Genomic DNA, 22,918 nt, shown 5'->3' with positions numbered 1-22,918 from the left:
CAAGGGTGGTGCCGGCCGCGGGGCCGGCGGGAAGGTTCAGTCGCGCCAGCGGCGGAAGATCAACGAGGTGTTGATGCCGCCGAAGGCGAAGTTGTTGCTCATCACCAGCTCGGTTTGCAGCCGGCGTCCGTCGCCTGCGATGTAGTCCAGCTGCGCGCAGTTCGGGTCCACCTCGGTGAGGTTGAGCGTGGGCGCGAACCAGCCCTCGCGCATCATTTCTATCGACATCCATGCTTCCAGCGCGCCGCAAGCGCCCAGCGTGTGGCCCATATAGCTCTTCAGCGAAGAGATGGCGACTTTTTCGCCGAACACGTCGCGGGTGGCGTGCGACTCGGCCACGTCCCCCTGATCGGTGGCGGTGCCGTGCGCGTTGACGTAGGGAATGTCCGACGGCGCGAGCTGGGCGCCGTCCAGCGCCATGCGGATGGCGCCGGCCATGGTGGCGGATTGCGGATGGGTGACGTGCTTGCCGTCGCTATTGGTGCCGAAGGACAGGATTTCGGCCAGGATGTTGGCGCCCCGCGCCTTGGCGTGCTCCAGCTCCTCCAGCACCAGGCTGCAGGCGCCTTCGCCCAGCACCAGGCCGTCGCGGGCGGCGTCGAACGGGCGCGGCGTCAGCGAGGGCTGGTCGTTGTGGGCGACGCTGGTGGCGAACAGGGTGTCGAACACCGCCGCCTGGGTCGGGTCCAGCTCTTCGGCGCCGCCGGCTATCATCGCCACCTGGCGGCCGCTCTGGATTGCCTCGAAGGCGTAGCCTATGCCCTGGCTGCCCGAGGTGCAGGCGCTGGAGGTGGTGATGACGCGGCCGGTGATGCCGAAGAACACGCCGATGTTCACCGGCGCGGTGTGCGCCATCATGCGGATGTAGGTGTTGGCGTTGATGCCTTCGATGTTCTTGCTGACCAGCATGCGGCCGAAATCGCCCATATTGGCCGGGCAGCCGGACGACGATCCGTAGGAAATGCCCATGCGGCCGCTGCCCAGCAGCGGGTCGTTCAGCAGGCCGGCCTGTTCCAGCGCCATTTCGGTGGCGCGGGTGGCCATCAGCGCCACCCGGCCCATGCTGCGGGTGGTTTTGCGATTGTAGTGGGCGGGCAGCTCGAACGGCTGCACCGGCGCGCCGACCTGGGTGCCCAGGCCTTCGTACTCGCCCCAGGGCTCCATCACCTGCACCACGTTGCGGCCGGCTTGCAGCCGGGCGTACACGCTTTGCCAATCATGGCCCAGCGGGCTGAGGGCGCCCACGCCGGTAATCACGACTCGCTTCATCCCATCATCCCCCCGTTTACCGAAATCACCTGACGCGTGATGTAGGCGGCGTCCTCGCTCATCAGGAAGCTCACCGTCGCGGCCACTTCCTCCGGCTTGCCCATGCGGCGCGCCGGGATGATCTTCATCGCTTCATCCAGCACGTGCGCTTCCACCATTTCGGTGTCGATCAGGCCGGGCGCGACGCAGTTGACGGTGATGGCGCGGCTGGCCAGCTCCACCGCCAGCGCCTTGGTGGCGCCGATCACGCCGGCCTTGGCGGCGCTGTAGTTGACTTGGCCGCGGTTGCCCATCAGTGCGGATACCGAAGCCAGCGTGACGATGCGGCCCGGCTTGCGGCGGCGCACCAGCGGCATGGTCAGCGGCTGCAGCACGTTGTAGAAGCTGCCGAGATCGGTGTTGACCACCAGGTCCCAGTCTTCCGGCGGCATGGCGGCGAAGGTGTTGTCGCGGGCCAGGCCGGCGTTGCATACCACGCCGTAGTAGCAGCCGTGGGCTTCGATGTCGGCCAGCAGCGCGGCGGCGGCGGCTTGGCGGTCGGTCACATCGAACTGCAGCACGCGGGCCTGGCGGCCCAGCGCGGCGATTTCGGCGGCGACGGCGTCCGCTTCTTCGCGGCGGCTGCGGCAATGCACCACCACGTCATGGCCGTCGCGGGCCAGACGCAGGGCGATCGCGCGGCCTATGCCCCGGCTGGAGCCGGTGACCAGAATGGCATGGTCTGTCATTGCGAGGATTCCTTGATGAAATGATCGATATCGGCCGGCTCGAACACCTTGAGCTGGGCCGTGGCCAGGCGCCGGCCCTGGCTGTCGATATGACAGTCGAACTGGCACAGGCCGTTGTCGGAAATGAATTGCTGGGTCACGCTCACCTGCAGCGGCACGTCGGGCGCGAAGGACGATACCTCGGCGGTGTAGCGGCGGGTGCCCAGCAGGAAGCCCACCTTGGGCGGCCGGCCTTGGGCTTTGGCGCGCAAACCGGCCCAGACGCCTATGGTCTGCGCCATGTATTCGATGCCCACCCAGCTGCCGATTTCGCCGTCGCGGCAAAACAGCTGGTCCAGCCGCGGCGTGACTTCGGCCACCACGCTGTCGGCGTCGGCGGACAATACGCGGTCCAGCAGCGACATGTCGCCGGCGTGCGGCACCAGGGAGTCGATTTCGTACAGCTCGTCGCTCATTGCGCGGCCTCCAGGATCAGGCAGGCATTGCTGCCGCCAAAGGCGAAAGAATTGCTCAGCGCGCGGCGCGGCGGCGTGGCGGCCGCCTGGCCGGGGCGGACCAGGTTGAGGGGCGGCAGGGCCGCGTCGGGCGCGCCGTCCCAGACATGGACCGGCAGCCGCGCCGCCGGATTGCCGTGCAGGGTCAGCCAGGCGAAGGCGGCTTCCAGCGCGCCGGCGGCGCCCAGCGTATGGCCGGTCAGGCCCTTGGTCGAACTGGCCGGCACGGCGGCGCCGAACAGCTGGCTGACCGCCAGGCTTTCCATCGCGTCGTTCTGCTGGGTGGCGGTGCCGTGCAGATTGATGTAGTCGATGTCGGCCGGCGCGAGGCCGGCGCGTTCCAGCGCCTGGCGCATGGCCGCCGCGGCGCCGCGGCCGCTGGGATCGGGCGCCGAGATATGGTGCGCGTCGGCGCTTTCTCCCCAGCCGGCCAGCCGCACCGGGCCGCGTTCGCGGCTCATCAGGAACAGCGCCGCGGCCTCGCCGATGTGGATGCCGTCGCGGTTGCGGCTGAAGGGGTTGCAGCCGGTGGCGCTGACCGAATCCAGCGCGGCGAAGCCCGCCACGGTGAATTGGCACAACGAATCGGCGCCGCCGGCGATCACTGCGTCGCACTGGCCGGAACGCAACAGGCGCGCCGCGCTGGCCAGGGCCTTGGCGCCGGACGAGCAGGCGGTGGAGATCACCAGCGCCGGGCCGCCTATGCCCAGCGCGTGGCGCAGCAGGGCGGCGGGAGAGCCCAGTTCCTGCTGCAGCGGATGGAAGCCGGCGGGAAAGCGCCCGTCGCGCCGCAGCGCGGCGAAGGCGGCTTCGCTCTCGCCTATGCCGGAGGTGCTGGTGCCCAGCACCACGCCCACCCGGTCGGGGCCGAAGCGGGCGATGGCCGCGTCCACTTCGGCGCGGATATCCTCCAGCGCGGCCAGCAGCAGCGCGTTGTTGCGGCTGCGCAGCGGCAGCGGCAGCCAGTCCACGTCCGGCAGCGCCTGCTGATAGGGCGCGCTAGGCCAGACGCGGCCATCGGGCAGCGCGAGGCCGGGCCGCCGAATAGGCGCCGGCGGCGCGAACAATGCCTCGCGCAGCGCGGCGTGGCCGCGGCCGGCGCTGCACAGGGCTCCCAGGTGGTTGAGATAGACGGCGTTCGTCATGGCGTCATCTTTACTGCAGTGGCGCGGAGTCTATGCTCAGGCGATAGCCTTCGCGCCGATTGATCAATTCGCTGTGGCCGGTCCAGGCCGGGTCGGCCTGGCTGTCTATCCGCACCGCTTCCTCCCCCTGCTGGCTGAGCACGCGCGTCGCGCCGCGCTGCTCCAGCGTCCAGCCTTCCGGCAGCGCCGCGCGCAAGGCCGGCAGCGGCCAGTAGGCCAGCTGGATGTCGCGCACGATGCGCGCTTCGTCGACGCTGGCGGGCAGCAAGGGGCTGCGCTGGCTTTGCAGCGTCTTGCCGTCCCAACTCAGCCGCAGGATGCGCTGTCCCAGCGCCAGGCCGGCCAATTGCAGCCGGTCGCCGTCGATTTCCAGCTGCACGTCCAGCGCCGGCGAGGGCGTGCCGTCGCGCGGGTCCAGCGGCGCCGCGCTCAGGCGCTGGGCCAGGCTCAGGCTGAGGCCCAGGCTGGCCGGCGACAGGGCGATGGCCGGCAGGCGCGGCTGCGGCGCGGGCGCGCTCTGGCAGCCGGCCAGCAGAACCAGGCACAGGCACAGGGGCAGGAGGCGGCGCAGGCGGATCATGCGCGGGCGAACTGCAGCAGAGAGTGGCAATAGCCGATGCCGTCGCGCTCTTGCACCAGTTTCAGGCCGGCGGCTTCGCACAGGCGGATGTAGTCGTCGGCGCGGTATACCTTGCTGTTGCCGCTGGCCATCGCGGTGAAGTAGGGCGAGGTGTTGATCAGGCAGTAGGCGGCGATGTCGTGCTGCTGGCGGTCCCACAACGTGTCCAGGATCATCACCCGGCCGCCGTCGGCCAGCGCGGCGGCGGCGCGGCGCAGGATGCTGGCGATCGCCTCCTCGCTGAAGCAGGACAGGAACTGGCTCATCCAGATCACGTCCATGCCGGCGGGGAAGTCCAGCGCCGGGTTCAGCATGTCTATCGGGTGCAGGTTGGCGCGCGCGCTCAGGCCTTTTTCCGCCAGCGTCTTTTCGATCACTGCCAGCTGCCCCGGCAGGTCGACCAGGTGCATCTCCACCTCGGCGTCGTGCGCCAGCGCGGCCAGCGTGAACTTGCCGGTATTGGCGCCGATGTCCATCAGCTTGCGCGGGCGCGTGGCGAACACGTCGGGCAGGATGGCCGGGAACGAGGTGTCGGAGTAGAAGTGGTCGAAGCGCAGCCAGCTTTCGCGCGCCGGCTCCGGCAGCGTGGCGAGGCCCTGGTAGATGGTGTCCCACTGGCCCAGCGCGGCCAGGCCGTGCGGTTTTTCCTCGTCCAGCGAACGCTCCAGCTCGAACAGGCCCTGGTAGCAGACGTCATGGATGAAGTCGAGGTTGATCTGGGTGATGGGGTCGGACAGCAGGCAGAAGCCGGTCTTGTCCAGCGCGTAGCGGCCCTGGCGCAACTCCACCACGCCGGCGGACAGGCAGGTTTCCAGCACCAGCTTCAGCGTGTAGACGGTGAAGTCGCCGGCGGCGGCCAGCTCGGCGATGGACAGGCCCTTCTCGCCGGCTTCGGCCAGGGCTTTCAGGATGCCGCGCTTCCAGGCGATGCGCACACATTGGAACACGACCGGGCCGAAGGCGATCTTTTGCGCTTCGAAACGCGCGTCCATCACGCTTTGGCGCGCGGGAGAGAAGCTTTTGTCTTGCAGGGTTTGAGAGCCAGTTTCCATGTCTTCGCTTTATTTCTTTTATGTTTTTGGGGTGAATAGGGGGTTGAGCAGCCAGCACAGGCTGATGCCCAGCAGCATGGTCAGGCCGAAGGCGGTGAGCGCCGGGGTGGACGACAGCGCCAGCAGGCCGAATGAGAGCAGGGTGCCGGCCGCGGCCAGCGTCACCGACAGAAAGGCGCGCGGATCGTCGTCGGCCAGCAGGAACACGCCGTAATCAACCCCCATGCCCAGAATCAGCAGCAGGGCCAGGATGGTGAACAGCTGCAGCGGCTGCCCCAGCAGCGCCGACAGCGCCACGGTCAGCAGGCTGGCCAGCAGCGTGGGCAGCAGCGCGCGCCAGGCCTGGCGGCCGAAGCGCCGCCACAGCATGGCCAGCACCAGCAGGTAGCTGGCGGCGATCACCCAGCTCATCAACTGGCGGTAGTGCCGCATCAGGCCGGACACCTCGCCGGCCTTGTCGATGAAGCGGACGCCGGCGGCGGGTTCGGCCTGCCGCGCCAGCAAGGGCAGTATGGACGGGCCGGCCAGGCCGCGCAGCATCACCACGCTGGCGTAGCCCTGGCCGAAGCGGCCCAGCCATTGCGCGCGCAAGGGTTCGGACACCGGCGCGGCCAGCCAGGCCTGCAGCGTCAGCGGCTGGAAGGCGGCGGGCGGCGGCGCGGCGGCGGCAGGCTGGCCCAGGCGGGCGGAGGCCAGCGCCAGCACGCCGCCGGGCGCGAACACCGTTTGTTGCAGCAATCGCCGGTCTGCCAGTTGGCGCGCCTGCGACGGCGCCCAGTCGGAAATCGCCTGCACGCCCTTGAGCTGGCCGGCGGCGATCAGCGGCGCCAGCCGGGTTTTCAGCGCTTCTTCGCGGCGCAGCACCTGCTCCGGGCTGTCGCCGCTCACCAGGTAGAATTGCGCCGGGCCGGCCATTTCCATCAGTTCGCCGATGCGGCGCTGGTCCTGCAGCAGGCTTTGCGGCGCGTTTTGCAGCGCGCGGATGTCGTCATTGGTTTTCAGGACGGCGAAGCCGGCCAGCAGCGCGGCGGCCATCGCCAGGCCCAGCAGCAGGCTGAAGCGGTTGCGTCCCCAGCGCGGCCAGCGCCGGCGCCAGCCGCCCAGCGCGCGGGCGAAGCGGTTGAACGGCATCTCGCCGCGGTCGGCGAAGGGCAGGCAGCACAGCGTGGTGACGAAGGCGCCGAACAGGCCGGTCACGGAAAACACCGCCATCTGCCGTAGCCCGGGGAAGGGAGCCAGCGCCAGCAGCGCGTAGCCGATGGCGGTGGTGGCGAAGGCCAGCCACATGGTGGCGCGCTGGCCGCGCAGCATCGCCCAGCGCTCGCCGGCCGGCTTGCCCAGCCGATAGGCGTAGTAATTGTTGCCGTAGTTTTCCGCCACGCCGATCAGGCTGGCGCCGAACACCAGGGTGATCAGGTGCAGCTTGCCGAATAGCAGCGAGGTGAGCGAAATGGCGCAGCCTAGGCCGGCGGCGATGGACAGCGTCACCAGGATGCGCGGGCGAATGCCGCTGAAGGCCAGCACCGTCAGCAGCAGAATGCCCAGCAAGGAACCCAGTCCTATGGTGTGGACTTCGCGCTCGGCGGCGCTGGCGGCGAAGGCGGCGAACAGCGGCACGCCGCCCTGGATGATCTGGGCATGCGGGACCGCCTGGCGGGCGGCGGCCTCGGCTTGGCGCAGCGCCGGCAGCATCGCCTGCTGCGCCGCCACCGAGAACGCCGGGCCTTGCTGCTCCAGCATGATCAGCGCGTACTGCATGTCGGCGCCGGACAGCGACAAGCGCTCGTCCCGCACCCGCACCCGGCTTTGCGCGGCGCGCTCGCCCAGCCATTGGCCGTAGACATTCAGCGGATCGTCCTGCCAGCGTCCCAGCCTGGGCATGCCCACTGGCTGGAACAAGGCGGCGGCGGCCTGTTCCGCCAGCGCGGCGGGCGCGGTTTGCCGCAGTTGCCGGCGGGTATCGTCGCCGAGCAGCTGGCCGCGGTAGGCGGCGTAGAAGTCCAGCCAGTTGTCGCTTTCCTGCGCGCCCACCCGGTAGCGCGGCGCCAGCGGCTGGCCGGATGCGCGGATGGCGGCGGCGTAGGCGTCGCCGGCGCGGCGGGCGTCGGCCCAGTCACGCGCGCCCACCAGCACCACCACGCGGCGCGCGGCGGCGTCGGCCAGCTGGCGGGTGGCGTCCTGGGCCGCCTGGTCCTGGCGGTTTTGCGGCAGCATCGCCAGGATGTCGGTTTCCAGCCGCGCGTGGCCGCCCAGCCACAGCCAGCCGTTATGGCCGGCCACGGCCAGCAGGATGGCCAGCCAGACGGCGGCCAGCCAGCGTTGCGGACGGCTGGATCCCAGATGCTCAGTCAAAGCGCGCCTCTTCCTCGCCGCTCAGCTTGGCGGGCATGGGGTTCTGGCCGCTGAACACGATGCGGGTGACGTCGCCGTTGGCTTCGTCCATGCGGATGGCGCGCACGTATTGGTCGCCGGACAGCTCCACTTTTTGCATCACGCGGGCGAGCGCGCTCTGGCGCGGCGTCAGCGTCAGCTGCCAGGCGCGGCCGGACAGCTTGCCGTCGATGCGGAAATAGCCGTCCAGCGCTTTCAGGTTGCCGCCCAGCAACGCGAACATCAGCTCGTTGATGGTGCGCACGGTGGGCTCTTTGGCCGCGCTCAGCTGAAATGACACTGAGCCGTTCTGGGTGGCGACGATCTCGCCGCGGGTCAGCCTGAGCTTGCTGGCGAAGGGCTGGCGGGTATCCCACAGCACGCCTTTCTCGCGCGACACCAGGAAAGCGCCGCTGGAGCGCAGCGGCTTGGCGAAGCCGGCGATCTCCTTGCTTTGCTCGAACGCGCCGCGCAGCACGGCCGGCTGCGCCAGCTTGCGGGTGATGTCGGCGATCAGATCGCCGGCGGCGGCGGTCAGCGGCAGCAGCGCGAGGCCGGCCAGCAGGACGAGTTTCTTCACGGCGCGGGCACTCCCAGTTTTTCCCACAGCACCGGCGGGCACAGGTAGAGCATTTCCTGGCTGGCGATGTCCACCGCCACCTGCACGGTGTAGGCCTTGTTGATCTTGTGGCCGGTGGCGGCGTCGCGGATCAGGTATTCGATCTTCAGCCGGCACTCCCATTCGACGATGCGGGCCTCGATGCTGACCTTTTGGCCGAAGCGGATGGATTGCACATATTTGAGCCGCATGTCGACGATGGGCCAGATATAGCCGGAGTCGCGCATCTGCGGGTAGTTGTAGCCGTATTTCTCCAGCAGCGCGCAGCGGGCGATTTCCAGGTATTTGACGTAGTTGCCGTGCCAGACCACGTCCATCGGGTCGAGGTCGTGGAAGGCCGGGTCCAGCGCTATGGCGTGCGACAGATCAGGCATACAGGCTCCAGGCTTGCGCGCGGATGGCGGCGAGCAATTGCTGCAGCTCGCGGTCCAGCGCGCGGTCTTCGGCGATGCGCGGAATGCGCGCGGCCAGGTCCCGCTGCATCCGCTCCAGCGCGGGGCTCAGCGACAGCTCGGCGATTTCGCCGCGCAGCTCCACGCCCTGGCGCGCGGTGATCAGCAAGGCAGCCAGCACCTGTTCGGTCAGCTCCAGCACGCGCAGCGCGTCGCGGGCGGCAATGGTGCCCATGCTGACCTTGTCCTGGTTGTGGCATTCGGTGGAGCGCGAGAACACCGACGCCGGCATGGTCTGCTTCAGCGCTTCGGCGGTCCAGGCCGATACGCTGATCTGCAGCGCCTTCAGGCCGTGGTTGATAGGCGCGCGCTCCGGGCTGGCGCCGCTGAGGTTGCGCGGCAGGCCGTTGTTGTAGCGGGTGTCCACCAGCAGCGCCATCTGGCGGTCCATCAGGTCGGCCAGATTGGCCACCGCGTTTTTCAGGCTGTCCATCGCGAAGGCGATGTGGCCGCCGTAGAAGTGGCCGCCGTGCAGCACGCGCTCTTCGTCGGCGTCGATGATGGGGTTGTCGTTGGCGCTGTTCAGCTCGTTTTCGATCAGGCCGCGCAGGAAGGGCAGCGCGTCTTCCAGCACGCCGATCACATGGGGCGCGCAGCGCAGCGAGTAGCGGTCCTGCAGCCGGCTGTCGTTGCGGCTGGGGCGCGGGGCTTCCAGGTCGGCGCGGATGCGCGCGGCGATGCGTTGCTGGCCGGGGTGGGGTTTGACGGCGAACAGCGCTTCGTCGAAATGGTGGGCGTTGCCGGCGGCGGCGGCCACGTTCATCGCGGTCAGGCGCGAGCACAGGCGCGAGGCGTAGTCGGCGCGCGGCCAGGCGAGGCAGGCCAGCGCGGTCATCACCGCGGTGCCGTTCATGATGGCCAGGCCTTCCTTGGGGCGCAGCCGCAGCGGCGCGAGGCCGGCGGCCTTCAGCGCGTCGGCGGCGGCGCAGCGCTCGCCGCGGTGCGTCACTTCGCGCTCGCCGCACAGCGCGGCGGCGACGTAGGACAGCGGGGTCAGGTCGCCGCTGGCGCCGACCGAGCCTTCGGCTGGAATCAGCGGCAGGATGTCGTGCTTGAGCAGCGCGGCCAGCTGGCGCAGCAGCGCCAGGCTGACGCCGGAGACGCCGCGGCACAGCGAGGCCAGCCGGGTCGCCAGCACCGCGCGGGTTTCGACCGCGTCGAGAAAGCGGCCGGCGCCGCAGCCGTGGTAGGTGTACAGGTGGTGCGGCAGTTCTTGCACCAGGGCGGGCGGAATCTCCACGGTGCAGGAGTCGCCGTAGCCGGTGGTGACGCCGTAGACCACGCCGTCTTCGGCCAGCAGCTGGTCGATGAAGCGGCTGCCTTTTTCGATGCGCTCGCAGAACGCCGGGTCATCGGACAGCCGCGCCTGCTTGGCGCCGATGGCGATGGCGTGGATGTCGTCCAGCGACAGCCAGGAGCCATCGAATATTACAGAATCTTGATGCTTGGGGGTCATGATTTGGATTTCTGATCCCAGAACGGGAAAAAATTGAACCAGTCGTAGGGCGAGGCGGCCAGCAGGCGGGCCAGTTCGCCGGAAAAACGCGCGGCGTATTCGCCGATCGCCGCTTCGCGGTTTTGCCGCGGCAGGCGGATGGACTCGGCCAGCGGCACGAATTGCAAGTGGTAGCCCGCGCCCTGGCGCAGGCAAGCCATCAGGTAGAGCGGGCAGCGCAGCAGGTGGGCCAGCAGATAGGGGCCGCAGGGGAACGGCGCCGGTTCGCCCAGAAACGGCACGCTCACCGTGCGGTCGCCGCTGACCGGCACGCGGTCGCCGGCGATGGCCACCACCTCGCCGGCGGCGATTCTCTGTTCCAGCAGCACGGCGGTGGCGGCGTTGACCTCGGTCACCTCCAGCAGCCGCACCGACTGCTGCGGATTGAGCCGGTCGAGCAGCGCGTTGAAACGCTGGGCGTGGCGGGTGTGCACCAGCACGTTGACCACCACGTCGGGCGAGCGGTCGGCCAGCGCGCGGCACAGTTCCAGGCAGCCGAGATGGGCGGTGACGATCAAGACGCCGCGCCGCTGGCGCAGGCCGTCGATGATGACGTCGGCGCCGCTGATCGCCACCCGGTCGGCCGGGTAGTGGCCGGCGGTGGCAAGCAGCTTGTCCAGCATGGTGTCGGCGAAGCGCAGCAGATGGCGGAAGGTGTCGCGCGCGCCGGGCTGGCGGCCCAGCGTGCCGCAGTGCCGCTCCAGCCGGCGCAGGTATTGCAGCGAGGCCGCGCGCGCCGGCGCGCATGCCAGCCAGTAGCAGGCCACCACCGGCAGCAGGCACAGGCGGAACAGGCGGCGCCCCAGCAGGCGGTGAACCCAGAACAGCAGCACGATGCCGGCGACGAAAGTGTTTTCGCCGATGCCGGCCCAATGGCGGGCCGGCTTCATCGCGCCGCCTTGCGGGCCAGCAGCAGGGGCAGCCGCGGCAGCATGCCGAAGAACAGCTTGGCGTGCATGCGGCTGATGCGCAGATTGTCGCGCCACAGCTGGAAGTGCGACACGCCGTCCAGCGGGTAGCTGACGCGGGTGGGCAGGTTGACGATGCGCATGCCGCGCCAGCTCAGCCGGACCAGCACTTCCACGTCGAAATCCATCCGCAGGCCCAGCCGCGCCTGGTCGAACAGCGGCACCGTCGCCGCCAGCGGGTAGACGCGGAAGCCGCACATCGCGTCGGCGATCTGCAGCGACAGCGTGTTGATCCATACCCAGACATGGGTGGCGTAGCGGCCGTAGCGGCGGCTTTTGGGCGCGTTTTCGTCGTACAGCGGGCAGCCGCAGATCAAGGCTTGCGGCTGGGCGCGGGCCAACTCCAGGAAGCGCGGGATGTCGCGGCTGTCGTGCTGGCCGTCGGCGTCTATCTGCAGCGCGTGGCTGTAGCCCAGCTCGCGCGCGGCGCGCAGCCCGGCGATCATGGCGCCGCCCTTGCCGCGGTTTTCCGGCAGCCGCACCAGCCGCACGTGTTCGTCGGCGGCGGCCAGCGCGTCCAGCACCGCGGCGCAGTCGGCGTCGCTGCCGTCATCCACCAGCACGCAAGGCAGCGCTTGCGCGCGCAAGGAGGCCACCACGCTGCCCACCGCGCCGCCGTGGTTGTATACCGGCACTACCGCGCAGATCAGCATGCCGGGGCTCCGAAGCGCAGCTTGCCGCTGGCGTGGGGCTCGCCGTCGGAATCGTAGGCGAAGCTGACGCTGCGCTTGTCGCTGTCGTAGCGCAGCTCCAGCCGCACCGTGCTGTCCGGCGCGATGATGCGCTGGAATTTCAGATTGTCCATGCCGCTGAAGCCGGTCAGGTCGAACAGCTCGCGGGCGAGGCGCACGCTCCAGTCCAGCTGGGTGACGCCGGGCAGCAGCGGGAAGCCGGGGAAGTGGCCGGCGAAGTCCGGCAGCGCGGCGGCGGCTTCTATCGACAGCAGCGCGTAGCCGGCGTCGCGTCGCAGCAGCGTGATGTGGGGGCGGCGGGCCTCGAACCAAGACAACAGCTGCGCCTGGGTGGTCTTGCCCTGCGCGTTGACCGGCAGGCGGAAGCCGTAGCGCCAGCGCCGCGGCAGGCCTTCCGGGATCACGCTGCGCTTCAGTTCGGTGATCAGGCGGGCGGCGAATTCGCGCCGGCCGAGCGCGGCCAGTCGCTCCCAGCCCGCGGCGTTGGGTACCGCGGCCACGCCCAGCGTGTCGCGGGAGCCGGGCAGCAGCACCAGGCGCACGGCGTCGAACAGGCCGCTGGCCAACAGAGCGGCCTCCACGCTGTCCAGCGACACGCGCTTCTCTTCCAGCTTGATGATGCGGTCGGCGCGGCCGAGCAGGACAAAGCCCTCGCCCTGCGGCGCCGCCTTGTCGCGGGTCTGATGCCAGCCGTCATCGTCCAGATGGGGCGAGCGGATGGCCAGCAGGCCGTCGTCCAGGCGCACTTGCACGCCGGGCAGCGGCTGCCACGGCTGGGCGGCGTCGGTCTGGCGGCGGCGCCAGGCGATGCCGCCGGTCTCGGTGCTGCCGAAGATTTCGCACGGCGCCTGTCCCAGCGTCGCCAGGCTGTTGGCCAGCGCGGCGTCGTCCAGCGGCCCGCCGGAGGAAAACGCGGCGGCCAGCTTGCCGGCTGCGCTTGTCCAGTCGAGGCTGGCCGGCAGGCGTTTCAGGTGGGCCGGGCTGCTGACCAGCAGGCAGGGCTCGTTTGCCAGCGCCTGCAGCAGGTTTTCCGGGAAGGTCTGGCGCCGGCAGGCGAAGGGGCGGCCGACGGCCAGCGGCCACAGCACGCGGAACAGCAGGCCGTAGATGTGCTGATGGGAAACGGTGGCTTCCACCAGGCAGCCGGCGGGCAGCGCGTCGTCCCACAGCCGCGACAAGATGGCGGTTTCCGCCGCCAGCTGGCGCAGGCCTTTGTCTATCGCCTGCGGCTCGCCGGTGGAGCCGGAGGTGAACAGCTGCAGCCGGCAGCCGTCTTCGGACAGCTCGCCGAAATCGGCGTAGTCGTCCGCGTCGGCCGGCTGCGCATCCAGCAGCATGCCGCGTTCGGCCAGCGCGGCGCGGGTGGCCGGCAGGTCGTCGGCGGGCAGGCAGACGGTTTTGCCCGCGTGCCAGGCGCCAAACAGGGCGGCGGCGAACTCGAAGCTGTCGTCCAGATGGATGGCCACTACGTGCTGGCGCGTGCGCAGCAGGCCGGCGCGCCAGCGCGCGGCGCGTTGGCGGAAATCGGCGAAGCTGTAATGCCGCTGGCCGTCGCGGGCGACGGGGTGGCCTGCGCCGCGGCCGACGGCCAGCAGTCGCGAAAGGGGAATGAAATCAGCCATGAGTGGTATTGCGGGATTTGACGCGCTGGCGCACCAGCCATTCGCCGCCGAACAGCGCGCCCATCAGCAGATAGGAAATGCAACCGTTGTAGGCGGTCCAGACGGCGTTGTCGGCCCAGAGCGCGGTAGCCAGCGACAGGCTGCCGTTGACGATGAAAAAGCCGCACCAGACCTGGGTGACGGCGCGGGTGTAGCGTATGGCGCGCGCGTCCAGCTCCGGCTCGGTCAGCCGCGCCAGCCGTTCGATCAGCGGCGGGCCGAAGCGCAGGCTGCCGGCGAACATCGCCAGCAGGACGGCATTGACCAGCAAGGGGTAGAGCTTCAGCGGCAGCAAACCGTTGCCCAGCATGCTGAACGCCGCCAGCAGCAGCGTGGCGGCGGCGGCCCAGTACCAGACCGCCTGGCGCGTGCTGAGCGCGCGCAGCAGGGCGATGCCGACCAGCACGCCCGCCAGCAGGCGCGGCTCCACCCGTCCCTGGCCGAAATAGATCAGGAAGGGGTAGCTCAGGGTCAGCAGGCTGGCCAGCGCGGTGGCGGGCATCGCTCAGTCGTTTTCCTGCATCAGGCCGTGGAGGGCGTCCACTACGTCTTGCAGCGTGCGCACCGACTTGAACACGTCCGGCTGCAGGCGTTTGCCCACCAGCGGACGGAACTGGACGATCAGGTCCACGGCGTCGATGCTGTCGATGTCCAGGTCTTCGCGCAGGCGCGCTTCCGGGTGGATGGCGTCGGCTTCGATTTCAAAAGTGTCCTGCAGCACAGCGCTCAGGCGCGCGAAGAGTTCGTCTTTGGTCATGGCGGTCTCCGGAAGTGGGGTTACAGCTTGCGCGCGCTGGCGACGAAGCCGGCCAGGCTGGCGATGCTGGCGAAATGGCGGCGGGTTTCCTCGCCGTCCGGGGACAGGGTGATGCCGTAGCGCTTCTGCAGCGCGAGGCCCAGCTCCAGCGCGTCGATGGAGTCCAGGCCCAGGCCGTCGCCGAACAGCGGGGCGTCGGCGACGATGTCGTCGGGGGTGATGTCTTCCAGATTCAAGGAGGTGATCAACAGGTTTTTGATCTCAAGTTCCAGGGTTTGCATGAAGGCTCGATGTCGTAAGGTAAAAGTCGTGCAGGAAACGGGTCAGTTTGCGGGCAGCCATGGCTTCGCTCTGCCCCTCGAGAAACGGCGCGACCGGCAGGTCGTCCAGCACCTCGATGGTGAAATGCATCGGCCGCGGCGGAATCCGCCACCAGGGCACGCCCTTGGCCAGGCTGCGCGGTTCGCAGCGGATGGACACGGGGGTGATGGCGCGGCGGCCGCGGACGGCGATATTGGCGGCGCCGCGCTGCAATGTGAAGCGGCCGTCCAGCGGCGTGCGGGTGCCTTCCGGGAAGATCACCAGATTGTTGCCGTCGTGGACGGAGTGAATGCAGTCCTCGATCAGCCCTTCGCTGGAATCGTTGCAAATGTAGCCGGAGGCGCGCACCGGGCCGCGGGTGAACGGATTGCGCGCCAGCGACGACTTGACGATGCAGTCGGCATTTGGTAGCAGCGAAATGAGGAATACCACGTCTATCAGCGTGGGGTGGTTGGCCAGGATCAGCAGGCCGGGGCGCCGCAGTTTTTCGGCGCCGACGATGCGGTAGCGGAGAATGCCCAGCGCGCGCATCAATTGAATGAAGGCCGCGAAGCTTATCTGGACCACGCGCCGCGACAAGGCGATGCGGCGCGCCGGGCGGCGCACCAGCAGCATCAGCAGCGGAAAGACGATCAGCGAGAACAGCACGCCGCCCAGTCCGAACACGGAGAAGGCGATGGCGGTGGCCATCAGGCGCCACAAATAATTGCAGCGTTCAGCCATGTCGGGCCCAATGCCAGTCGCGTTGGCCGCAATGGTGGGTATGCTGCCGGGCAGCGCTGTTCAGGAACGGCCACAGCCCTTGGCTGTCGGCGTCGCCGCTGGCAGGCGCGCTTTCCAGGCTGAAGCGCGGGCCGCTGTCGGCCAGGCGCAGCCGGCATGCCCAGGCGATGAGCGGCGGCTGAGCCGGCGCGGCGTCTTGGTATGGCGCGGGAAGCGGGGCGTCGTAAACCACCAGCCGCACAGCCGGCGCGCCGTCGACCAGCATGGCCAATGCTTCGCAGCAGGCCGCCTCCACGGTTTCTTCGGCGGCGGCGATCGCCGTGTACTGTCCGGCATGGCCGGACAATATGCCGTGCAGCGCGCCGATGGCGTTGTGCACCGACAGGCTGAACTGGGTGGGGGAGAGCGACTCGCCCTGGCTGAGTTGCTGCAACAGTTCGATGGAGCGGGACATGTCGCCGAAGCGCGATGCGAATACCAAGGGAATGTCGTCGCCGCCGTCGCCCAGGCCGAACGCGCCATGCATGGCAGCCTTGCACAGCGGGCTCATGCGCCGCCGCTGCATGGCGGGGACCGGCTCCAGCGGCGGGTGGCTGGTCTGGCCGTCGACATCCGGGGCCGGAGGCCAGCTGATCAGGCTGTCGATTGTGAAATGCAAAGCGGATGACATCGGGCGTTCGGTTTTCCATTCGGACTGCGCGGCAGCCGATTTTGTTGCATAGATGATAGTTAGGGCCGAAATTTTACAATTTTAAATAAAAAAATGAACAGGAACTGCGGGCTTATTTCTTTGTCCCGCCGGGCGGCGGGGGAGGGGGCTTGATTTTCGGGGGCTTTCAGGCAAGAGAGCATCCCGCCTGGCGTGGCGGAAATGGTCAATTCACGTCAATGGCATGGACTCAGGCTGGCGGGATGTAGACCTCGCCGCGCATCAGCGGCCTGGCGGTGCGCGTCATCACCACCTCGCTGACCGACCACCCCAACTCCGCGCGGCCCAGCACCGCTTCCAGCGTCTGCTTGCCGCTGGCGTGGCTGAAAGTGAGCGGCATGCCTCGCACCGCGCCGCCGGCCAGCTCCGCCGGCAGGGTGCCGTCGACCGCGCAGGCGCAGGCCAGCGCGATGGCGCCGGTGCCGGAATAGGCATGATGCACCCTGTCCATCGACAATAGCCGCGCGTTGAGCTGGCATTCGGCATCGGCGGCGGCGGACAGGAAGCTGATTCTGGGAAAGGCCGGCCGCTCGCGTTCGGCGGCGAAGATGTCTTCGGCCAGCCCCATCGCCACTGCGGCGGTGGCGCGGGCCAGCTCCAGCCGGCGCAGCGTGGCCAGCGGCATCGGTCCGGCCGGCTCGCGCCCGCTCAGGCCGAAGTCGCGCGCCCGCACGAACACGGTAGGGTTGCCGGCGTCCACCAGCGTGGCCTCGATGTGGCTGCCGTCGGGCAGTTTGAGCTCGTCCATCAGCCGGCCGGACGGGAACAGCTCGCCCGAGCTGACGCCGCAGGGGTCGAGGAAGCGCAGCCGGATCGGCGCGCCGGGGAAGGACACGCCGTCGATGAAGAAGTCGCCCTGCCACACCGGCTGGCCGTCGAAGACTTCCAGCTCGGCCAGGATGCGCTTGCCGACATTGGCTTGCCAGATGGCGATGGTGGCGACGCCGTCCGCGGGACGCGCCATGTTTTCCAGCATGGCGAACAGCGGCGCGGCGGCGCTGAGGTTGCCGCAGTTGCCGGACCAGTCGATGCGCGCGTCGGCGATGGAGGCGTGGCCGAACAGGCAGTCGATGTCGCAATCGTCGCGGCGCGAGGGGCTGAGTATCATCACCTTGCTGCTGCTGGCCAGCCCGGTGCCCAGCCCATCCATCTGCAGGCCGTAGGGATCGGGGCTGCCGAGGGCGCGCAGCAGCATGGCTTCCCATTGCTCGGTGTCTTCCGGCAGCGAGTCGGCGCGGATGAACAGCCCCTTGCTGGTGCCGCCGCGCATCAGCATGGCCGGCAGGCGGTAAAGCGCATCCATCAGCGGTCCTCCCATTGCTCCTTGCAGTCGGCGATGACGGCGGTGCGGGCCGCATCCAGCGTGGCGGGAATCGCGGCCTTGTCGCTGCAGCCGGCGGCTATGGCGCCGGCATCAATTTGCAGCGTAGCAGCCAGCAGTCTCTCGAGGTAGTCCTTTTGCGGGTAGGCCGCGGTTTCGAAATGCAGCCTGCCGCGCGCGTCGGCGAGGCAGGCGTCCAGCATCTGGCGGAAGCGGTCGGGCCGGCGCAGGGCGTCGCTGTCCTTGAACAGCCGCAGCACGGTGGCGGGCCGCAACTCCTGCGCCTGATGCACCTTGGTGTGGTTGACCATGGTGATGTGGGCGAGGTCGCGGCAGTCGCTGGGCACGCGCAGGCGGCGGCACAGTTCGGCCAGCGGCCGGGTGCCGTTGATCTCGTGGCCGATATGCCGCGGCAGCACCTCGGGCGGCGTCAGCGCCTTGCCCAGGTCGTGGCCGAGCGCGGCGAAGCGCACCGCCAGCGGGTAGCCGGCGGCGGCCGCGTAATCGAGCACCCGCATGGTGTGGTCGCCGCAATCGATTTCCGGGTGGTAGTCGGCGCGCTGCGGCACGCCGAACAGGGCATCCACTTCCGGCAGCACGCGCGCGAGCGCGCCGCATTCTCGCAGCGTCAGCAGCATCCGCGAAGGCTTGTCTTCCATCAAGCCCTTGGCCAGTTCCTGCCATACCCGCTCGGCCACCAGGGCATCGGCTTCGCCGCTGTCCACCATTTGCCGCATCAGCGCCATGGTTTCCGGCGCGACGGCGAAATCGAAGCGGGCGGCGAAGCGCGCCAGCCGCAAAATGCGCACCGGGTCCTCGGCGAAGGCGTCGCTGACGTGGCGCAGAATGCCGGCCTTCAGATCGGCCTGGCCGTCATAGGGATCGATCAGGCTGCCGTCGCCGGCTTCGGCGATGGCGTTGATGGTGAGGTCGCGCCGCGCCAGGTCTTGCTCCAGCGTCACGCCGCTATCGGTGTGAAATACGAAGCCGTGGTAGCCCTTGGCTATCTTGCGCTCGGTGCGGGCCAGCGCGTACTCCTCCTGCGTTTGCGGGTGCAGGAATACCGGAAAGTCCTTGCCGACCGGGCGGAAACCCTGGTCCAGCATCTGCTGCGGCGTGGCGCCCACCACCACCCAGTCGCGGTCCTTGACCGGCAGGCCCAGCAGGCGGTCGCGGACCGCGCCGCCGACGATATAAATGTCCATCTTAACGCGCAGCCTTTTCCCGGTAGCGGGAGACGATATGATTGCCGTCGCGGCCTGATAGCCAGGCGGGCGCCAGCGCCGACAGCGGGGTGGGCGCGAAGCCCAGCGGCCCGGACGGAAAGGGATGCTCGCTGATATTGTCCCAACGCAGCGAACGGACATTGTCGCGGCTCATCAGCGTGGGGCCGGGCAGCCGTTCCATCAGGCCGGCCTGCAGCATGGCCAGGCTGTCAGGCAGCCCGATGACCGGACGGGAATGGCCGCTGCAGCGGCCGGCCAGTCTGGCCAGCTCTGCCAGCGTGTAAATCTCGGGTCCGGCCAGGTCCAGCTTGCGGCGCAGGGTTTGCGGCCGGCCGAGGCTGGCGCACACCGCCCGCGCCACGTCTTCCACCCATACTGGCGCCATCTTGCTGGCGGCGCCGGCCAGCGGCAGCAAGGGCAACCGTTTCTGCAGCGCGGCGAACAGATTGAGGAAGGCGTCGTCGCGGCCGAACACTACCGAGGGGCGCAGAATGGTCCAGTCCAGCCCGCTGCCTTCCACCGCCAGCTCGCCCAATGCCTTGGTCTGCAGGTAATCGCTTGGAGCGTCCTGGGCCGCGCCCAGCGCGCTGACATGCACCAGGCGCGGCACGCGCTGGCGGCGGCAGGCTTCGACTATGGCTTCGGGCAGGCGCGCGTGGTTTTTTTCGAACTGGGCGCGGCTGCCGTGCAGGATGCCGACCATGCTGACTACCGCGTCGTGGCCGGAGATCAGCGCCTCCAGCTGCGCGGGGTCGTGAATGTCGGCGTTCACCAGCCGCGCCGACGGCAGCACCAGGAATTCAGGCAGCGCGGTTTTGCGGCTGGCCACGGTGATGCGGTGGCCGTCCCCGGCCAGCCGCGCCGCCAGATGGCGGCCAATGAATCCGCTGCCGCCTATCAGGCAGATCTTTTGCGGGAGTGGGGCAATTGTCTGGTTCATCACGGTTGGTTCCGGTTCAGCGCGGAGGGATCATGCCCATGCGGTTTTTCAGCGAGATATTGGCGTGGCCGAAGGTGCTGGAGTAGTAGGCGGCGCTGGCCATCACTTTTTGCACGTAATCGCGGGTTTCGCTGAACGGTATGGTTTCGGCATAGATGGTGCCGTCCAGCGCGCGGTTGGTCTGCCAGTTGCGGGCGCGGCTGGGGCCAGCGTTGTAGGCGGCGGTGGCCATCACCTGATTGCCGGACAGGTTGTCCAGCACGTAGCGCAGATACCAGGTGCCCAGCTGGACATTTGTGTCGATGTCGTTGACGGCGAAATGGGTGAGGCCGATTTTCTTGGCCGCCCACTTGGCGGTGGCCGGCATCAGCTGCATCAGGCCGGAGGCGCCGACGCCGGAGCGCGCCATGGTGATGAAGCGGCTTTCCTGGCGGATCAGGCCGTAGACCCAGGCGTCGTCGATGTCGAGCTGGCGCGCGTACTTCTGGGTGATGTCGCGGTAGGGCGTCAGGTAGCGCAGCGAGAAGTCATGCTCTTCCTTGGTGCGCTCGGCGCTGTAGATGGCCATGTCGTAAAAGCCTTCCTTGCGGGCGATTTCCGCCGCGGCCAGCAGTTCCATATCGTTGCGGCCGCGCATTGCCCAGCGCCATTCGCGCTGCGCGTCGGTGCGGAATTCGGGCTTGGTGTAGATTTCGGCCACCGACAGCAAGGCCAGCGAGCGGCGAATGGCGGGGTCCTGCTTCATCCGCGCGACATCGTCGGCGCTGGGCATGGTTTTATTGGTGGAGGCGGACAGCGAATTGCCCAGTTCCTCCAGCGACAGCAGCGCGTAGTAGTTATGGCCGACGCTGGCCTGGCTGAACAGCGGCGCGGCCAGCGCCGGCTTGCCCTGCTGCTGCAGCGAGCGTCCCAGCCAGTAGCGCCATGCCGGGCGCGCCGCGACCGCCGCCGGCATCCGGCGGATGATGCCGTCCAGCTGCGTCCATTGCTCCAGGCGCAGCGCCGAGCGCGCCCACCATTCCCATTGGTCGGCGGTGAGCTGGCGCGGATCGGCCTTGTCGAACCATTGCAGCGCCTGGGCGGACAGCTGCTTGCGCGCCGACAGCAGCGCCAACTGCCCCCAGCCGAAGCCGCTGCGGTCGGCGTCGATATTGCCTTCCAGACGGGACAGGCTGGCGGCGGCGCCGTCCAAGTCGGTTTTCGCTTTGCGCTCGATTTCCAGCAGCGCGGCTTCCTGGCCGCCCGGAGTGGACAAATTGGCGTTGGCCGGCTTGTTGAGCGCGGCGTTGTCCAGCGGCAGCTGGGTGTCGGCGGCCAACTGGCGCGCCTGGCTGACGAAGTTGCCGGCCAGCAGCAGGCGGGCGCGGCGCCACAGCCAGTCCTGGTTGATCAGTCCGCGGGCGTACGCGCCTTCGATCAGGCGGTTGCAGCCGTCCGGGACCGGCTTGCCCTCCAGGAAGCGGTCGAGGTTGTCGGGCTTCTGCCCCTGGTACAGCCCCATCAGTTGGCCATAACAGCTGGACTCCTCGTCGCGGCCTTCCTCCGGCAGCTTTTTCCATTCGGCGGCGAAAGCGGTCCAGTTTTCGCGCATCCCCAGCTTCTTCACCCATTCGTTGCGTATCCGCTCCGGCATCAGGCCTTCCGGCACCTGTTCGAGAAAGCGCGTCACCTGGGCGTCGTCGTTTTTTTCCAGCGCCTTCCAGGCCAGCCAGTAGGAAGGGTAATCCTTCAGCGGATAGCTGTCCGGCAGGCTGCCGCCCAGGCTGGCCAGCCTGCCCAGTTCATTGGCGCGGAAGGCGTCGCGGGCCGCCAGCAGGGTGTCGTCGGCGCCCGCGTGCGCGGAGGCCGCGGTGCCGAGGGCGACCAGCAAGCCTGCCAGGAGGGCAGGCGTGTTAGAGATATTCATAAGCATTCCGTTTTCGGGTGGATTGCCGCCGGCGCGGCGCTGGCGCCGGCGGTTCGATAATTCACTATGACAGCCAATGGCGAAATATGAAGGCGGGCGCGCCCGGCATGTTGGTCATGTCGGGCGGTCGGCATGCGCCGCCTGGTAAAACTCTATCGGCAAGCGGTCCGGGTCGGCGCAAAAGAAGAAACGCGAGCCGGTGTATTCGTCCAGGCGGATCGCTTCCGCCTCTACCCCCTGGGCCAGCAAGTGCGCGCGGGCCGCGTCTATGTCCGGGCAGGCGAAAGCCAGGTGGCGCAGCCCGCAGGCCTCGGGCCGGGTGGGGCGCGCCGGCGTTTGCGGGAAGCTGAACAGTTCGATCTGGCTGCCGTCGGGCAGGGCCAGGTCCAGTTTCCACGACTGCCGGTCGGCGCGCCAGTTCTCCGCCACGATGGGCAGGGCGAGAACGCGGTGGTAGAAGTCGCGCGAGCGCGCATAGTCGGAGGCGATGATGGCGAGATGATGCAGGCCGCTGATATGCATGGTCGTTGAACGAGGCAGTTGCCGGATGCCGGCATTTTAACGTCGCGGGCGGCGGGCTGCCCAGCGCGGGGCGGAGTCATTGAAAAAGACAATCAAAAATCTTGCAACAATCAATTAGACCTTTTTGGTGCTGGCTATCAGAATGCATTCATCGATAGCAAACAACCAACACCCCACAAGGAGCTGACCATGCTGCAAAATCGTGAAGGCCAACGCGTACCGAACGTCACTTTCCGCATCCGCGAAAACAACGAGTGGAAAAACGTGAGCACCGCCGAACTGTTCGACGGCAAGACCATCGCCCTGTTCTCGCTGCCGGGCGCTTTCACCCCGACTTGCTCGTCCACCCACCTGCCGCGCTTCAACGAACTGGCGCCGGCATTCTACGCCAACGGCGTCGACGCCATCCTGTGCGTGTCGGTCAACGACACCTTCGTGATGAACGAGTGGGCCAAGGATCAGGAAGCCGCCAACATCGTGATGATACCCGATGGCAACGGCGATTTCACCGAAGGCATGGGCATGCTGGTGGACAAGGCCGATCTGGGCTTCGGCAAGCGCAGCTGGCGCTACGCGATGCTGGTGAAGGACGGCGTGGTGCAGAAGATGTTCATCGAGCCGCAAGAGCCGGGCGATCCGTTCAAGGTGTCCGACGCCGACACCATGCTGAATTACATCAACCCCAACGCCAAGAAGCCCGACCAGGTCGTGGTGTTCACCAAGGTGGGCTGCCCGCACTGCGCCCGCGCCAAGGCCGTGTTGGCCGAAAACGGCTACGACTTCGTCGAAGTGCCGCTGGACAACAAGATCCGCGGCAAGGCGCTGGGCGCGGTGTCCGGCAAGATGACCGCTCCGCAAGTGTTCATCAACGGCGAACTGATCGGCTCGGCAGACGAAGTGGAAAAGCGCTTCGCCAAGTAAGGTGTTCG

General features: G+C 68.4%; 24 protein-coding genes. 1 reads left to right on the top strand and 23 read right to left on the bottom strand.

Annotated elements, in window-relative coordinates; genetic code table 11:
* Positions 1-36 precede the first annotated feature (36 nt).
* From MY55_RS09305 to gloA2, 23 genes are all read right to left on the bottom strand, one after another.
* On the bottom strand, positions 37-1,269 hold the full coding sequence (locus MY55_RS09305) for a beta-ketoacyl-ACP synthase (protein WP_043572457.1): 1,233 nt from the start codon (positions 1,267-1,269) through the stop codon (positions 37-39).
* On the bottom strand, positions 1,266-1,997 hold the full coding sequence (fabG, locus tag MY55_RS09300; protein WP_043572455.1) for a 3-oxoacyl-ACP reductase FabG: 732 nt from the start codon (positions 1,995-1,997) through the stop codon (positions 1,266-1,268). The genes MY55_RS09305 and fabG overlap by 4 nt, the downstream gene beginning before the upstream one ends.
* The gene (locus tag MY55_RS09295; RefSeq protein ID WP_043572453.1) at positions 1,994-2,452 is read right to left on the bottom strand and encodes a hotdog family protein; all 459 of its coding nucleotides are present in this window, start codon (positions 2,450-2,452) and stop codon (positions 1,994-1,996) included. Before MY55_RS09295 ends, fabG begins: the two co-directional genes overlap by 4 nt.
* On the bottom strand, positions 2,449-3,636 hold the full coding sequence (locus MY55_RS09290; protein ID WP_065202290.1) for a beta-ketoacyl-ACP synthase: 1,188 nt from the start codon (positions 3,634-3,636) through the stop codon (positions 2,449-2,451). The genes MY55_RS09295 and MY55_RS09290 overlap by 4 nt, the downstream gene beginning before the upstream one ends.
* Before the next feature lie 10 nt (positions 3,637-3,646).
* Positions 3,647-4,216 (bottom strand): DUF3261 domain-containing protein, encoded by a 570-nt coding sequence (locus MY55_RS09285; RefSeq protein ID WP_047237254.1) that lies wholly within the window; start codon positions 4,214-4,216, stop codon positions 3,647-3,649.
* Entirely contained in the window at positions 4,213-5,307 is a 1,095-nt protein-coding gene (locus MY55_RS09280) for a class I SAM-dependent methyltransferase (RefSeq protein ID WP_043572449.1), read from the bottom strand. The genes MY55_RS09285 and MY55_RS09280 overlap by 4 nt, the downstream gene beginning before the upstream one ends.
* A gap of 18 nt (positions 5,308-5,325) precedes the next feature.
* Complete coding sequence (locus MY55_RS09275) at positions 5,326-7,659, bottom strand: MMPL family transporter (RefSeq protein ID WP_065202289.1); 2,334 nt, start codon at positions 7,657-7,659, stop codon at positions 5,326-5,328.
* Positions 7,652-8,257, bottom strand: a complete 606-nt coding sequence (locus MY55_RS09270) for an outer membrane lipoprotein carrier protein LolA (RefSeq protein ID WP_052877927.1) — start codon at positions 8,255-8,257, stop codon at positions 7,652-7,654. The genes MY55_RS09275 and MY55_RS09270 overlap by 8 nt, the downstream gene beginning before the upstream one ends.
* The gene (locus tag MY55_RS09265) at positions 8,254-8,670 is read right to left on the bottom strand and encodes an acyl-CoA thioesterase (RefSeq protein WP_043572443.1); all 417 of its coding nucleotides are present in this window, start codon (positions 8,668-8,670) and stop codon (positions 8,254-8,256) included. Before MY55_RS09265 ends, MY55_RS09270 begins: the two co-directional genes overlap by 4 nt.
* Positions 8,663-10,204 carry an HAL/PAL/TAL family ammonia-lyase gene (locus MY55_RS09260; protein WP_047237109.1) on the bottom strand — a complete coding sequence of 514 codons (1,542 nt, stop codon included), beginning with the start codon at positions 10,202-10,204 and terminating at the stop codon, positions 8,663-8,665. Before MY55_RS09260 ends, MY55_RS09265 begins: the two co-directional genes overlap by 8 nt.
* Positions 10,201-11,133 carry an LpxL/LpxP family acyltransferase gene (locus MY55_RS09255; RefSeq protein WP_065202288.1) on the bottom strand — a complete coding sequence of 311 codons (933 nt, stop codon included), beginning with the start codon at positions 11,131-11,133 and terminating at the stop codon, positions 10,201-10,203. Before MY55_RS09255 ends, MY55_RS09260 begins: the two co-directional genes overlap by 4 nt.
* A complete protein-coding gene (locus MY55_RS09250; RefSeq protein WP_047237111.1) occupies positions 11,130-11,864 on the bottom strand; it encodes a glycosyltransferase family 2 protein in 735 nt (244 codons plus the stop codon). Before MY55_RS09250 ends, MY55_RS09255 begins: the two co-directional genes overlap by 4 nt.
* Positions 11,858-13,525, bottom strand: a complete 1,668-nt coding sequence (locus MY55_RS09245) for an ApeI family dehydratase (protein ID WP_065202287.1) — start codon at positions 13,523-13,525, stop codon at positions 11,858-11,860. Before MY55_RS09245 ends, MY55_RS09250 begins: the two co-directional genes overlap by 7 nt.
* The gene (locus tag MY55_RS09240) at positions 13,518-14,066 is read right to left on the bottom strand and encodes a COG4648 family protein (protein WP_043572434.1); all 549 of its coding nucleotides are present in this window, start codon (positions 14,064-14,066) and stop codon (positions 13,518-13,520) included. Before MY55_RS09240 ends, MY55_RS09245 begins: the two co-directional genes overlap by 8 nt.
* A 3-nt stretch (positions 14,067-14,069) precedes the next feature.
* A complete protein-coding gene (locus tag MY55_RS09235) occupies positions 14,070-14,321 on the bottom strand; it encodes an acyl carrier protein (RefSeq protein WP_043572432.1) in 252 nt (83 codons plus the stop codon).
* A 20-nt stretch (positions 14,322-14,341) separates the two neighbouring features.
* Complete coding sequence (locus MY55_RS09230; RefSeq protein ID WP_043572429.1) at positions 14,342-14,602, bottom strand: phosphopantetheine-binding protein; 261 nt, start codon at positions 14,600-14,602, stop codon at positions 14,342-14,344.
* Positions 14,583-15,365, bottom strand: coding sequence for a lysophospholipid acyltransferase family protein (locus MY55_RS09225; protein ID WP_043572426.1), 783 nt, complete (start codon positions 15,363-15,365; stop codon positions 14,583-14,585). Before MY55_RS09225 ends, MY55_RS09230 begins: the two co-directional genes overlap by 20 nt.
* Positions 15,358-16,035 (bottom strand): beta-ketoacyl synthase chain length factor, encoded by a 678-nt coding sequence (locus MY55_RS09220; RefSeq protein WP_052257916.1) that lies wholly within the window; start codon positions 16,033-16,035, stop codon positions 15,358-15,360. Before MY55_RS09220 ends, MY55_RS09225 begins: the two co-directional genes overlap by 8 nt.
* Before the next feature lie 229 nt (positions 16,036-16,264).
* Positions 16,265-17,377 carry a PrpF domain-containing protein gene (locus MY55_RS09215; protein ID WP_043572424.1) on the bottom strand — a complete coding sequence of 371 codons (1,113 nt, stop codon included), beginning with the start codon at positions 17,375-17,377 and terminating at the stop codon, positions 16,265-16,267.
* Positions 17,377-18,600 carry a multifunctional CCA addition/repair protein gene (locus MY55_RS09210; protein ID WP_043572422.1) on the bottom strand — a complete coding sequence of 408 codons (1,224 nt, stop codon included), beginning with the start codon at positions 18,598-18,600 and terminating at the stop codon, positions 17,377-17,379. Before MY55_RS09210 ends, MY55_RS09215 begins: the two co-directional genes overlap by 1 nt.
* A gap of 1 nt (position 18,601) precedes the next feature.
* The gene (locus MY55_RS09205; protein ID WP_047237115.1) at positions 18,602-19,561 is read right to left on the bottom strand and encodes a complex I NDUFA9 subunit family protein; all 960 of its coding nucleotides are present in this window, start codon (positions 19,559-19,561) and stop codon (positions 18,602-18,604) included.
* A 16-nt stretch (positions 19,562-19,577) separates the two neighbouring features.
* Complete coding sequence (locus tag MY55_RS09200) at positions 19,578-21,467, bottom strand: lytic transglycosylase domain-containing protein (protein ID WP_043572417.1); 1,890 nt, start codon at positions 21,465-21,467, stop codon at positions 19,578-19,580.
* 114 nt (positions 21,468-21,581) lie between these two features.
* Positions 21,582-21,989 carry an SMU1112c/YaeR family gloxylase I-like metalloprotein gene (gene gloA2 / locus MY55_RS09195; protein ID WP_047237116.1) on the bottom strand — a complete coding sequence of 136 codons (408 nt, stop codon included), beginning with the start codon at positions 21,987-21,989 and terminating at the stop codon, positions 21,582-21,584.
* A gap of 189 nt (positions 21,990-22,178) precedes the next feature.
* Here gloA2 and MY55_RS09190 point away from each other — a divergent pair, with 189 nt between their 5' ends.
* Positions 22,179-22,910 carry a redoxin family protein gene (locus MY55_RS09190; protein ID WP_047237117.1) on the top strand — a complete coding sequence of 244 codons (732 nt, stop codon included), beginning with the start codon at positions 22,179-22,181 and terminating at the stop codon, positions 22,908-22,910.
* The last annotated feature ends 8 nt before the right edge of the window (positions 22,911-22,918 follow it).

The sequence above is a fragment of the Chromobacterium subtsugae genome (assembly GCF_001676875.1).
Classification (GTDB): Bacteria; Pseudomonadota; Gammaproteobacteria; order Burkholderiales; family Chromobacteriaceae; genus Chromobacterium; species Chromobacterium subtsugae.
This window is presented reverse-complemented; position numbering and strand designations above follow the sequence as displayed.